The organism is Paractinoplanes lichenicola (assembly GCF_016785085.1).
Classification (GTDB): Bacteria; Actinomycetota; Actinomycetes; order Mycobacteriales; family Micromonosporaceae; genus Actinoplanes; species Actinoplanes lichenicola.
On record NZ_JAENHO010000001.1, the window covers coordinates 748,167 to 759,749 of the forward strand.

At 68.8% G+C, this 11,583-nt stretch carries 12 protein-coding genes; 6 read left to right on the top strand and 6 right to left on the bottom strand.

Annotated elements, in window-relative coordinates; translation table 11 throughout:
- The first annotated feature begins 32 nt into the window (after positions 1 to 32).
- Together JKJ07_RS03295 and JKJ07_RS03300 are read left to right on the top strand one after the other, a co-directional pair.
- Positions 33 to 695: a response regulator transcription factor gene (locus JKJ07_RS03295; RefSeq protein WP_202989690.1), complete on the top strand. Its 663-nt coding sequence runs from the start codon at positions 33 to 35 to the stop codon at positions 693 to 695.
- Positions 695 to 1,738 (top strand): sensor histidine kinase, encoded by a 1,044-nt coding sequence (locus JKJ07_RS03300; RefSeq protein ID WP_202989691.1) that lies wholly within the window; start codon positions 695 to 697, stop codon positions 1,736 to 1,738. The genes JKJ07_RS03295 and JKJ07_RS03300 overlap by 1 nt, the downstream gene beginning before the upstream one ends.
- Before the next feature lie 4 nt (positions 1,739 to 1,742).
- Here the strand turns inward: JKJ07_RS03300 and JKJ07_RS03305 are convergent, their stop codons facing one another.
- Positions 1,743 to 1,880: a hypothetical protein gene (locus JKJ07_RS03305; protein WP_202989692.1), complete on the bottom strand. Its 138-nt coding sequence runs from the start codon at positions 1,878 to 1,880 to the stop codon at positions 1,743 to 1,745.
- A gap of 81 nt (positions 1,881 to 1,961) precedes the next feature.
- Complete coding sequence (locus tag JKJ07_RS03310; protein ID WP_307834103.1) at positions 1,962 to 2,462, bottom strand: DUF2510 domain-containing protein; 501 nt, start codon at positions 2,460 to 2,462, stop codon at positions 1,962 to 1,964.
- Positions 2,463 to 2,588: 126 nt separating this feature from the next.
- On the opposite strand from JKJ07_RS03310, the gene JKJ07_RS03315 reads away from it, so the two are divergent.
- Positions 2,589 to 3,395, top strand: a complete 807-nt coding sequence (locus JKJ07_RS03315) for a hypothetical protein (protein ID WP_202989694.1) — start codon at positions 2,589 to 2,591, stop codon at positions 3,393 to 3,395.
- Between the two features lie 124 nt (positions 3,396 to 3,519).
- On the opposite strand, the gene JKJ07_RS03320 is transcribed toward JKJ07_RS03315, so the two are convergent.
- Together JKJ07_RS03320 and JKJ07_RS03325 are read right to left on the bottom strand one after the other, a co-directional pair.
- Positions 3,520 to 4,026, bottom strand: a complete 507-nt coding sequence (locus JKJ07_RS03320) for a DinB family protein (protein ID WP_202989695.1) — start codon at positions 4,024 to 4,026, stop codon at positions 3,520 to 3,522.
- Positions 4,027 to 4,109: 83 nt separating this feature from the next.
- On the bottom strand, positions 4,110 to 4,577 hold the full coding sequence (locus JKJ07_RS03325; RefSeq protein ID WP_202989696.1) for a winged helix-turn-helix transcriptional regulator: 468 nt from the start codon (positions 4,575 to 4,577) through the stop codon (positions 4,110 to 4,112).
- Positions 4,578 to 4,662: 85 nt separating this feature from the next.
- Between JKJ07_RS03325 and JKJ07_RS03330 the strand changes: the two genes are divergently transcribed.
- Positions 4,663 to 5,538: an aldo/keto reductase family oxidoreductase gene (locus JKJ07_RS03330; RefSeq protein ID WP_202989697.1), complete on the top strand. Its 876-nt coding sequence runs from the start codon at positions 4,663 to 4,665 to the stop codon at positions 5,536 to 5,538.
- Positions 5,539 to 5,617: 79 nt separating this feature from the next.
- Here JKJ07_RS03330 and JKJ07_RS03335 read toward each other — a convergent pair whose 3' ends face one another.
- Both JKJ07_RS03335 and JKJ07_RS03340 read right to left on the bottom strand, forming a co-directional pair.
- Positions 5,618 to 7,138 (bottom strand): M1 family metallopeptidase, encoded by a 1,521-nt coding sequence (locus JKJ07_RS03335; protein ID WP_202989698.1) that lies wholly within the window; start codon positions 7,136 to 7,138, stop codon positions 5,618 to 5,620.
- A gap of 36 nt (positions 7,139 to 7,174) precedes the next feature.
- Positions 7,175 to 9,391 (bottom strand): bifunctional glycosyltransferase/CDP-glycerol:glycerophosphate glycerophosphotransferase, encoded by a 2,217-nt coding sequence (locus tag JKJ07_RS03340; RefSeq protein ID WP_202989699.1) that lies wholly within the window; start codon positions 9,389 to 9,391, stop codon positions 7,175 to 7,177.
- 173 nt (positions 9,392 to 9,564) lie between these two features.
- Between JKJ07_RS03340 and JKJ07_RS03345 the strand changes: the two genes are divergently transcribed.
- Together JKJ07_RS03345 and JKJ07_RS03350 are read left to right on the top strand one after the other, a co-directional pair.
- On the top strand, positions 9,565 to 11,106 hold the full coding sequence (locus tag JKJ07_RS03345) for a phenylacetate--CoA ligase family protein (RefSeq protein ID WP_202989700.1): 1,542 nt from the start codon (positions 9,565 to 9,567) through the stop codon (positions 11,104 to 11,106).
- Entirely contained in the window at positions 11,103 to 11,549 is a 447-nt protein-coding gene (locus JKJ07_RS03350) for a DUF4188 domain-containing protein (protein ID WP_202989701.1), read from the top strand. Before JKJ07_RS03345 ends, JKJ07_RS03350 begins: the two co-directional genes overlap by 4 nt.
- The last annotated feature ends 34 nt before the right edge of the window (positions 11,550 to 11,583 follow it).

Here is an 11,583-nt window from a genome sequence, read left to right on the forward strand (position 1 = left end):
CGCCTTATCCCGATCATGGCAGCATGGCCCGCGTGCGAGTTCTGGTGGCGGACGACGAGCGGCTGCTGGCCGACACGATCGCGGTGGGTCTGCGGCGCGCGACGATGGCGGTCGACATCGCCTACACCGGCGGCCAGGCGATCGAGAAGATCCAGGTCAACCGGTACGACGTCGCGGTGCTCGACCGGGACATGCCGAACGGGACCGGCGACGACGTGTGCCGCTGGATCGCCGACCACGGGCTCGGCACCCGGGTGCTGCTGCTCACCGCGGCGGTCGGCGTCTACGACCGGGTCGAGGGGCTCGGGCTGGGCGCCGACGACTACCTGACCAAGCCGTTCGCCTTCGCCGAGCTGGTGGCCCGGGTGCAGGCCCTGGCCCGCCGTACGGCCCCCGCCCTGCCCCCGGTGCTCGAGCGCGACGGGGTCGTGCTGGACGTGGCGACCCGCACGGCCAGCCGGGACGGCCGTGCGCTCGACCTGACCAACAAGGAGTTCGGCGTCCTGCACACGCTGATGCGCGCCCAGGGGCAGGCCGTCACCACCGAGGACCTGCTCGAACAGGTCTGGGACGAGAACACCGACCCGTTCACCAACGTCGTCCGGGTGACCGTCTCGACGCTGCGCCGCAAGCTCGGCGAACCGCAGGTCGTGCAGACCGTGCCCCGGGCCGGATATCGCGTCGGGCAGTCCTGATGGGCCTGCGGGCGCGGCTGGCCGTCGCCATGTCAGTCACCGTGACCTGGGTCTTCGTCGCCCAGTTCATCGTTTCCGAGCTGCCCTGGCCGCTGCCGTCCTACTACCCCTGCTACGACAACATCGACGGCATGGGCTGCCGGATCACCCGCAAGATCCCGATCGACAACCTCGTGGAGTCGGGCGTCATCCTGGCCGCCACGCTCCTGCTGTTGCCGCTGCTGATCTGGTGGGTGCTGGTGCCCCTGCGCCGCGTGTTGCCGATCATCGCCCAGGTCGGCCCGCAAAACCTCGGCCACCGGATCCGTCCCGGTCAGGGCCGCGACGAGATCAAGCGGCTGGGCCGGGCCCTCGACACGATGATGAACGGCATCGCGGCCGGCTACGAGGGCCAGCGCACCTTCGCCGCCAACGCCTCGCACGAGTTGCGCACCCCGCTGGCCCTGCAGCGCACGCTGATCGAGGTCGGCATGGCCGAGCCGCTCACGCCGGAGCAGTCGGCCCTGCTCGCGAGCCAGTTGCTCGAGACCAACGCCCGCAACGAGCGCCTCATCGAGGGCCTGCTGGTGCTCAGCCAGGCCGACCAAGGCCTAGCCGTACGGACCCCGCAGGCGCTCGACCGCATCACCCTGGCCGTCGCCGATGCCCACGCGGGCGCCGCCGCCGAGGCCGACGTCAAAATCAAGACCGAGACCAGCCCGTACGAGGTGGAAGGCGACGGTGTGCTGCTGGAGCGCCTCGTCCGCAACCTCGTGCACAACGCCATCAAATACAACCGCCCCGGCGGCACGGTCGTCGTGACCGTCGGCGCCGCCCTGATCGTCGAGAACACCGGCCCACTCGTGCCGGCCCAGGACGTGACCCGCCTGTTCGAGCCGTTCACCCGCCTGGCCACCGACCGCATCGACCACAGCGGCGGCAGCGGCCTGGGCCTGGCCATCGCCCGCTCGATCGTGCAAGCTCACGGCGGCACGATCACCGCCACCCCGGTCGAGGGCGGCGGCCTGCGCATGGCCGTCCACCTGCCCCGAGCCACCACCTGACGGCTCAGACAAAAAAGGCGTTGATCGCCTGAACAATCGCCTCGACGATGGTGCCGAACCGCCCCCGCCGCCCGTGCAGGGCCCGGTGAGCCCGCATGTCAGACGGCCGGACGGGACGCTCGAGCTGAATATCCGAAGTCATGCCCGTCAACCTATGAGCTCACCCCGGGCGCCCGCGTGAGCTGCCGTACTCAACTGGCCTGAGCCCGTGCGCGGTCCGTCGCTAGATGAGGAATCCTTTGACCAGGATCGTCGCCAGCAGGCCGACAGCACCGAGAACGAGGCCTGCGAGGGCCTGACCCTTGCCGACAGGTCCAAGCCCCGCGGCCGTGAAGGCGCCGGAGCGTCTGATGCCGACGATCCCCCAGACGATTGCCACGATCGCCGGCAGGCAGAACGGGTTCACGACGAGCGAGATGATGCCGAGGACCAGCGCGTTACGAGCCGGCGTGTTCCGCCCACTACTCAGATCGCCCGCGGCGTCGTACGGGTTGTAACGCTTGGACTTCGACTCTGTCGACTGCGGCAGCGCGGTGGTCGCCGGCTGCTGCGCTGCCGCAGCCGAGTGCACGTGCTGAGTCCAGCCCCGGCCGTCCCACCACCGCAGATTCGCAGGACCGTTCGGGTCGCTGTACCAGCCGGGCGGAGTAATTGTGGGCGGCCTCACCGCGTTCTCCAACATTCGCGCTCCGATCCGTTCGCTCAGTTCGTGTGCCCTGACCATCGACGCGCCGCATCGCCCCCTGAGCAGAACTTTCCGTAGTTATCTACTAACCCTGAGTAGCTGAGCGCCGATCCTCCCAGTGCGGCTGACCATCAGCCCAGTCAGCCCACGACCGAGGAGCCTGGATTGTCGTACCCGCCTTCGTCCGACCCGCAGCAGCCGTCGCTCTGGCCGCAGGCTCCGGGCCAGTCGTCACCGCAGCCCACGACGCCGTGGCTGCCGGTGTCCGCTGAGCCGCAGCCGACGTTCCAGGCACCGCCGCCGCCTTACGCGCAGCCGATGGGTTACGGCCAGCCGATGCCGCAGGGTCCGAAGAAGCGCAAGAAGCTGCCGTGGGTCCTCGGCGGCGTGGGCGCCGTCCTGATGCTGTGCATGGGCGGCACCGCCATCGCCGCGATCGCCGGCAGTGACACCAGCACGAACGGGGCTGCCGCGACTGCCGAGAGCGGGGAGTCCGCCGCGCCGGCCGTCGAGGCGACGGCGAAGACCACGAAACCCGCCACCACAGCGTCGAAGAAGCCGGCCACGGCGGCACCGGCAGCCACCGCCAAACCAGTGGCCACCGCCAAACCAGTGGTCACCAAGGCCACTTCGGACACATACGCGAAGCTGTCGATCCGCCAGTGGCGCCTCATCACCAAGAACCCGGACGGTCACGCCGGCGAGAAAGTCGTGGTCTACGGCGTCGTCACCCAGTTCGACGCGGCCACCGGAACCGAATGGTTCCGGGCGAGCGCCGGCGCCACCAAGAACGAGGACGCGTCGGATACCAACACCGTTTTCGAGGGCTCGGCCGATGTGCTGGCCGATCTCGTCGAGGGTGACGTGTTCCGCGCGGAAGCGGTCGTCGTGGGCGCCGAGGACTACGACATGCAGAACGGCGGCAGCACCACCGCCCCGAAGCTGCAGGTCGTCTCGATCAAGGTCCTCTAGACCAGAGCCGCACCACTGGACCTCGCCTGTCAGCTGCGACAGGCGGGGTCCGGCTCGCGTTTCCGGCCGAAATGGCCCTAATCGATCCGCCGCCGAGCCCGGTTCAGCTCGACGACTTCGCCGGCTACTCGCCGGTTTCGCCGTCGATGCGTTCGCGGAGGAGGTCGGCGTGGCCGTTGTGGCGGGCGTATTCCTCGATCATGTGCAGGTAGATCCAGCGCAGCGTGTAGTCCTCGCCGGGGCTGCGGTCGTCGAGGCTGCGTCCGGCTACGGCGGCTCGTGAGCGGGCGACGCTGGCCTGGTAACTGGCGAGGTCGTCGGCGGCTCGGGTGATGTCGACGTTGTCGGAACGGTTCTTGGAGCCTGGGAGGTAGTCCCAGAAGAACTGGTGGTCCGGTTGTTCGTCGTAGGCGTGGAACCAGGCCTCGACCGCGGACAGGTGCCGGACCAGGCCGAGCAGTGACAGCCTCGATGGTGGCACCGACCGCAGCGCCAGTTGTTCCGGTTTCAGCCCACCGCATTTGAGCAGCAACGTCGTGCGCTGAAATTCGAGCCGATCGTCAAGGGCGGCCCGCTCGTCGACCGGGTCGACCGGCGGCTCGAGGCGGTCGGGTTTGATCCAACGCGACATGCCGACACCTTACGTATACGTCGATCCCCCTGGCCGACCAGTTAGGAGGCGAGCATGCGCGCGGCTTGGGAGGGGGCAGCTCATCAGGTAGGGCGTGCCGGCTTCGGCCCTGACGGAGTGACTCGAACCGAGGCGCGGGCGTCATGTTCGGCTCGGTGGGCGAAGACGTCATCCATGTTCTCCTGCGCCCAGGTTTTGAGGCCGCGCATCATCTCGTGCAGGGAGAGGCCCAGGCCGGTCAGCTCGTAGGTGACCGTCACGGGCACCGTGGGGGTGACTGTGCGGGTGACCAGGCCGTCGCGTTCCAGGTTGCGCAGGGTCTGGGTGAGCATCTTCTCGCTGATGCCGGCCAGCTGCCGTAAGAGCTCCGAGTAGCGCATAGGCTGAGGTTCCCCGTCGTGGTGGGGGCCCAGGCCCAGCGCGGCCAGGATCAACGTGACCCATTTGTCGGAGATCCGGTCAAGCAGCTGGCGACTGGGACATCCGGCCAGGAAGGCGTCGTATTCGGCCTTGGCCTGCGCCTTCTTCTGGGCCGCGGTCATGGTTGCCATCGCCTGCTCCTCGAACCCTCAGGTGCTCTACGAACTTGGAAGTGCGTACTTCCCGACAGTAAGTTACTCCCCGACAGTAGGGTGCATGAGTTCATCTTCACTACCCGGCGGTCTGTGGACGCTGGGCGATCTGTCCGTCACCCGGTTCGGCTACGGCGCCATGCAGCTCGCCGGGCCCGGAGTCATGGGGCCGCCGGCCGACCACGACGGCGCGCTTGCTGTGCTGCGCGAAGCGGTCGAGCTGGGCATCACGCACATCGACACGGCCGGTGTCTACGGGCCGCACATCGTCAACCGGCTCATCCGCGAGGCGTTGCACCCGTACCCGGACACGTTGCACATCGTCACCAAGGTGGGCGCGAACCGCGACGCGCAGGGCGGCTGGCCGCCGGCCCGCAAGCCCGACGAGCTGCGCCGGCAGGTGCACGAGAACCTGAAGGAACTCGGCGTCGACGTGCTCGACCTGGTCAACCTGCGCCTGGGCAACGCTCAGGGCGTCGTTCCGGGTTCCCTTGCCGAGGCGTACGAGACGCTTGTCGAGCTGCAACAACAGGGGCTGATCCGGCACCTCGGGGTCAGCAACGCGACCGCCGAGCAGGTCGCCGAGGCGCAGTCGATCGCGCCGATCGTGTGCGTGCAGAACATGTACAACCTGGCCCACCGCGACGACGACAAGCTCATCGACACACTTGCCGAGCAAGGCATCGCGTACGTGCCCTTCATCCCGCTGGGAGGCGGCTTCAGCCCGTACCAGACGTCCGCGCTGGCGGCCGTGGCGGCCCGGCTCGGTGCGACCCCGTTGTCGGTCGCGCTCAGCTGGCTCCTGCGCCGGTCGCCGAACATGCTGCTGATCCCGGGCACGTCGTCCGTGGCGCACCTGCGCGAGAACATCGCCGGCGCGGCCCTCGAACTCTCCACCGATGACCTGGCCGACCTCAACGAGATCGAGCTGACCAAGTAACCCGGAGGCCCAGCGCGAGCGGCCACAAGGCGGTGGGCGAGAGGGCGAGCCCGGGACCTGGTCCCGGGCTCGCGATCGGTTACCGGTGGGCCAGAGCCGGCGCCGGGGCGGGAGTGCCGACCGGCAGCGTGGTCCAGTCGGCGTGGCCGGGCATGGCCGGGGTCTTGGTGCCGTAGAGCCAGTCGTTCAGGAAGCCGCGCAGATTCTGGCCGGAGACTCGCGAGGCCAGGGCCACGAAGTCAGCCGTAGAGGCCGACCGGCCCTCATACACGGACACCCAAGCGCGCTCGATTCGCTGGAACGTTGCGGCGCCTACCTTCTGGCGCAGGGCGAACAGGACGAGGGCGCCGCCGTCGTAGACGTTGGGGTTGAAGACGTCCCAGATCGAGGTGGACTTGAGCGGGCGAGCCACCGGGCCGTAGCGGGCACGATACTGGTCGCCGCGGGAGTACACGCGCTTGTAGTACGCGTCGAGGTCGGCGACACCGGCGTACTGCTGCAGGTTGCCGGTCTCGTACGAGTAGAGCACCTCGTACCAGGTGGCGTGGCCCTCGTTCTGCCACACGTCGCTCCACTCGTACGGCGCGACGCTGTCGCCGAACCATTGGTGGGCCAGCTCGTGGTTCATGATCGGGTCGAGGATGTACGACGGGATGCTGAACAGGCCGGTGTCGTACAGGGAAAGGGTCTGGGTCTCGAGGGCGAAACCGAGGTCGGCGTCGATGATCAGGGAGCCGTAGTTCTCGAGTGGGTAACGCCCGACCTTGCCCTCCATCCAGGCCAGCTGCGACCGCTCGACCTCGGCCTTGGGCAGCAGCGTGGCGGCGAGCCGGCGGGGCACGACGTCGCGGATCGGCACGCCGTTGACCGGCGCCCGCTTGTGCACGACGAAGTCACCCACCGCGACCTGCACGAGCTCGCTGGCCATGGGCTCCGACTCGCGATAGGTCGACGACACGTACCCGCCGTGGGCCTTGTCGCGCAGGTGGCGGCCGTTGGCGACGCCGATCCAGCCGGTCGGCGCGGTCAGCGTGATCGTGTACGTGGCCTTGTCGCGCGGGTGGTCGTTGCTCGGGAAGAGCTGGTGGGCCGTGTTGGGCTGCGCGGCCAGCACGGTGCCGTCGGGGGTGCGCACGAAGCCGGCCGGCGAGTCGGCGTTGGGCGGCACCGGGGTCGCGGTGAAGCCGCTCACGGTCACGCGGAACTTCTTCTTCTTGGCCAGTGTCCGCTTGGGAGTGACGACCAGTTCGTCCCCCGTACGGGTGAAGGTCGCCCGGTGCCCGTCGACGGTGACCGCGCCGACCGTGCCGCCGCCGAAGTCCAGGTTGAAGCGGGACAGTGCCTGCGTGGCGCGGGCCGTGATGGTGACCTCGCCGGTGATGCTCTGGGCCGGGTCCTTCGCCGGATAGCGCAGGCTCAGGTCGTAGTTCTGGACGTCGTAGCCGCCGTTGCCCAGCAACGGATAGAGCCGGTCGCCGAGTCCGGCGGCGCCCGGCGTGCCGCTGCTGCCGGCGTAGGCGGGGGTCATGGTCCCCGCGACCATGACCAGCACCGTGCCGGCAGCCGCGGCCCATAGACGCTTACCTGTGAAAGCTGTCATGGGCCGGAGGCTACGCCCGGAACGCGTTGATCGATATCAGATAATCGCGTCGGCATTCTGTCTGACGCGTTGTCGCGGTACGACCACAGCGGCGGCGGTTGCGAGCGCCTCGTCGGAGAACACACGGCGCACCACCCGCTCGGACGCGTGGCCGTCGTCGAGGTGACAGAAGCGCTTGCGGAAGAGGGCCCGGGCGCTCGTCGCCGCCGGGCCGGTGACCGCGCCCGAGACGAACATGTCGGCCAGCTCGTTCTCGTCGTCGGTGGCGACCCCCGGGCCCTCGGTGAAGACGTCGAGGTAGGCGCCGCGGGTGGCCCGGTATTTGTCCCAATCGGCCGCGTAGATCGCGATCGGCCGGTCGAGCACCGCGTAGTCGAACATGACCGACGAGTAGTCGGTGATCAGCATGTCGGCGGCCAGATAGACGTCCTCCACCCGTGGGTGGTCGCTGACGTCGAGGATCCGCGGGTGATCGGCCGGCACGTGCGAGCGGTCGAAGTGGTGCACCCGCACCAGCAGCACCGTGCCGGCCGGGAGCCGGTCGGCAAAGCTTTCGACGTTGAGCAGGGCGTCGCGGCCGAACTCGTAGTCGCGGTAGGTCGGCAGGTAGGCCACGGCGACCTGACCGGGCTCGAGGCCGAGCCGTTCGCGGGCCGCGGCCACGTCGGCGGCGGTCGCGTTGACCAGCTCGTCGTTACGCGGGTAGCCGGTTTCGAGCGTCTCGTAGTTGCACGGGTAGGCCCGTTCCCAGATCTCGCTCGTGTAGGCGTTGGGGCTGATGCTGTAGGTCCAGCGGTCGCTCCGCCTGAGCAGCTTGTCCATGTCGAGGTCGCCCAGGCCGGCCGGGAACTTGAGCTGGTCGACGCCCATCGCCTTGGCCGGGGTGCCGTGGTTGGTCGACAGGTGGATCGCGCCGTCGCGCTTGGCCACCCAGTTGTGGAAGTTGACGTTGGTGATCAGGTATTTGGCCCGGGCCAGCGCCCGGTAGTGCGCCCTCGTGCCGATCGTCACCGTCTCGACGCCGGCCGGCACCTCGGCCTTCGCGCCCGGCTTGATCTCCCACACACCCCGTACGCCGGGTGCCAGCTCGGTCATCCTCTCGTAGACCGCGCGCGGGTTGCAGGCGTAGCCCTTGCCCCAGTACGCCGAGTAGACGGCCAGCTGCTCGTCCATCGGCCGGCGCAGCTGGAACCGGTAGTAGAGCATGTTGAGCCGGGTCCGCAGCCGGACCTGGTTGCGCAGCTCGAGCAGGCGGGGCTTGGCCGCGCCGGCCAGCTGCAGGCCGTTGTGAAGGGCGCGCCACTGCGTCCATGAGCCGCGGGCGGCGACCTGGTGCCGGACGCCCTCCCAGCCTGCGGGGAACTGGTAACCGCCGGCCGGGACGTGTCGCCGGTAGGCCCGCACGATCGCGCGGAAGAACTCCTTGCGGTCGGACCGGGCGATCCGCTCGGGGTTCTCCAGCACCAGCAGCAACTGGTAGAGCATGCGCTCGAAGACCAGGTTGCGGAACGGCGCGGCGCGCTCACCGATCGCGTCGAGCCGCTCGAAGAGCTGGTCCCACTGGTCGAGCACCTGGAAGTGCCCGCGGCCGGGGGTCGACGTGATGGCCCCGCGGCGGCGCTGGCGGTAGTACACGCAGACCCGGTCGAGGACGCTGATCCGATCGGCCAGCATCAGCACCGGGTAGCCGACCGGCACGTCCTCGTAGAGGCCGGTCGGGTAGGTGATGTCGTGCTTGAGCAGGAAGTCCCGGTTGTAGACCTTGTTCCAGGCGACGTGGAAGATCCTGATCGCCCGGGGCTGCTCGGCCAGCGTGAACGTACGCGGGAAGTTCGCCGAGGCCACCAGGGCCGAGAGCTTGCTGTGCCGGGTCGTGGTGTCCCACCACACCTTGGCGTAGTCGACCACCAGCACGTCGGGTTCGGCCGTCCGCAGCCGGTCGGCGATCGCGGCCAGCGCGCCCGGCGCGAGCCAGTCGTCACTGTCGACGAACCAGACGTACCGGCCGAACGCGTGCCCGAGGCCGGCGTTGCGGGCCTCGCCCAGGCCGACGTTGTGCTCCAGGTGCACCACCCGGACCCGGCTGTCGCGCGCGGCGTACTCGTCGAGGATCGCGCCGCTGTGGTCGGGCGAGCAGTCGTCGACCGCGATCACCTCGAAGTCGGTGAACGTCTGCTCGAGGATCGAGTCGAGGCACTCCCGGAGGTAGGCCTGCACCCGATAGACGGGAAGGACAATACTCAGCAGCGGCATGCGTCTGACCTCGCGACAGGGGGAACGGCGGCGTGACGCTACCAGGTGGATCGATGCCAGTCAGATACGCGTAATGCGTTGTTTACCTTCAGCCCGGCTGAGGTCGCGTACTCAGACAGGTTGAGTAGCTGCTGGGAAGCGCCGGCCACCTGGGAATTCATAGCGTCTAACCCGTGATCTCGACCTTCCGGCAATGGACGCTGCGGCTCGGCAGCCACGCGCTCAGCGGCATCTACGCCCTCTATCGGGCGCACCCGGCGGTGTGGCGCTTCATGGCCCGCCACTACCGGCCGCGGATGGCCGCCTTCGCCCGGCTCAACGCCTGGATGACCTGCCAGTTCGCGGCGCTCGACGTGCCCGCGTACGGGGATTTCCTGCGCCGCCACGGGTGGGAGTTCCGCTGGTTCGACCTCGGCAGCTACCCACCCACCACGAAGGCGTCCTACGTGAAGGCGTACCCGGAGCACGAGCGCTGCCGCCACGGCCGGCTCGAGATCGAGGGCAGCGTGGTCGACGAGTCGTCGGGGTCGTCGGGGCAGCCGTTCAACTGGGTCCGCAGCCGGGCCGAGCTGCAGGCCGTGCATCGCAACCTGGCCGCGTACGCCACCATGATCTTCCCGGCCGAGCGGCGGTTCGTGATCAACGCGTACTCGATGGGCGCGTGGGCGACCGGCACCAACACCGGCATCGCGATGAGCCGGATCGCCATGGTCAAGAACACCGGACCCGACATCCGCAAGATCGTCGACACGTTGCGGCATTTCGGCCCCGATTTCGAGTACGTGGTGACCGCGTATCCGCCGTTCCTCAAGCGCCTGCTCGACGAGCTGGACGCCGAACGGTTCCCGTGGGACGAATACCGCATCTCCGGCCTGGTCGGCGGCGAGGGGATGACCGAGGCGCTGCGCGACTACCTGGAGAAGCGCTTCCGCAAGGTTCGCTCCGGCTACGGCGCCAGCGACCTCACCATCGGCATGGCCGGCGAGACCGAGCTCAGCGTCTGGGTCCGCCGCCGGCTGCGCACCGACACCGAGCTGCGGGGCCGGCTGCTCGGCCCGGACGAGGAGCGGCTGCCGATGGTCTTCCAGTACAACCCGCTGGAGACGTACCTGGAAACGAACGCCGACTCGGAGCTGCTCTGTACGATCAACTCGACCTCCGTGGTCAACCCGAAGGTGCGCTACAACATCGGCGACGAGGCCCGGCTGACCACGCTGCCCGAGGTGCTCGCGGCGATCGGCGATCCGGGGGCGCGGGCCGAGGCCGAGGCGGCGATGCGGGTCGACGGGATGCGGCTGCCGCTGCTGTTCCTGTTCGGCCGCAAGGACAGCACGATCTCGTACATGGGGGCCAACATCTACCCCCAGGACATCGAATACGGGCTGTACGACGGGAACCCGTACGCGCATCTGCTCGAAGGTTTTTGTCTCGAGCTGGTGGAGGACGAGCGGTTGGAGAGCCGTCCCACGATCCACTTGCAACTGCGTTCCTCCGTACGGGTGGAGCCCGCGCAACGGGAGCTGCTGGCCGACTCGTGTCAGGCCGGCGTGCTCGCGCACCTGACCCGGGCCAGCCGGGACTTCGCCGAGTCGCTGGCCGAGGACCCGTCGGCCGCCGACGTGCGGATCGCCGTGCACGACCACGGCACCGGGCCGTTCGCCGGCGCCGCCGCCAAGCTCAAGAACGTCTACCTCGTCAAGGGAACAGCCGCATGAGGACCACCGACTTCACCGCCGCCCCGCCGCAGGGGCAGGCGACCGCCATGTTCATCGGGGCCACCAAATACACCGGGCCGCTCGCGATGCTGCACACGATCCGCACGTGGTTCCCGATGGTGCGGCAGATGAAGCGGATGTCCGGCTACCGCTGGCACACCGTGTACTACCAGTTCCCGTACACGATCGGCACCATCGCCTTCTTCGAGGACCAGGACGCGATGCTCAAGTTCGCCCGCAGCCGCCACCACCGCGACCTGATGTGCTGGCTCACCGACGAGGGCGCGAACAACGCGACCGCCGGTTTCATCCGCTTGTTCAGCGCCCAGCCGCACGGCTACAGCAACGGCTCGTGGCGCGCCGAGGACGGCAGCATGTCGCACATGCCGACGTGGACGCCGCTGTCCACCGAGAGCGCCGGCCCGCCGGTGCACCGCTCATGAAAGCCTCGCCCGTTCTGACTTCCGCGGATCTCCG

Excerpts from the sequence above, each read along its gene's own strand:
- JKJ07_RS03320 (WP_202989695.1), bottom strand. The coding sequence starts at position 4,026 with ATGTCGCGTTGGATCAAACCCGACCGCCTCGAGCCGCCGGTCGACCCG.
- JKJ07_RS03325 (WP_202989696.1), bottom strand. The coding sequence starts at position 4,577 with ATGGCAACCATGACCGCGGCCCAGAAGAAGGCGCAGGCCAAGGCCGAA.
- JKJ07_RS03330 (WP_202989697.1), top strand. The coding sequence starts at position 4,663 with ATGAGTTCATCTTCACTACCCGGCGGTCTGTGGACGCTGGGCGATCTG.
- JKJ07_RS03310 (WP_307834103.1), bottom strand. The coding sequence starts at position 2,462 with ATGGTCAGGGCACACGAACTGAGCGAACGGATCGGAGCGCGAATGTTG.
- JKJ07_RS03350 (WP_202989701.1), top strand. The coding sequence starts at position 11,103 with ATGAGGACCACCGACTTCACCGCCGCCCCGCCGCAGGGGCAGGCGACC.
- JKJ07_RS03300 (WP_202989691.1), top strand. The coding sequence starts at position 695 with ATGGGCCTGCGGGCGCGGCTGGCCGTCGCCATGTCAGTCACCGTGACC.
- JKJ07_RS03305 (WP_202989692.1), bottom strand. The coding sequence starts at position 1,880 with ATGACTTCGGATATTCAGCTCGAGCGTCCCGTCCGGCCGTCTGACATG.
- JKJ07_RS03335 (WP_202989698.1), bottom strand. The coding sequence starts at position 7,138 with ATGACAGCTTTCACAGGTAAGCGTCTATGGGCCGCGGCTGCCGGCACG.
- JKJ07_RS03340 (WP_202989699.1), bottom strand. The coding sequence starts at position 9,391 with ATGCCGCTGCTGAGTATTGTCCTTCCCGTCTATCGGGTGCAGGCCTAC.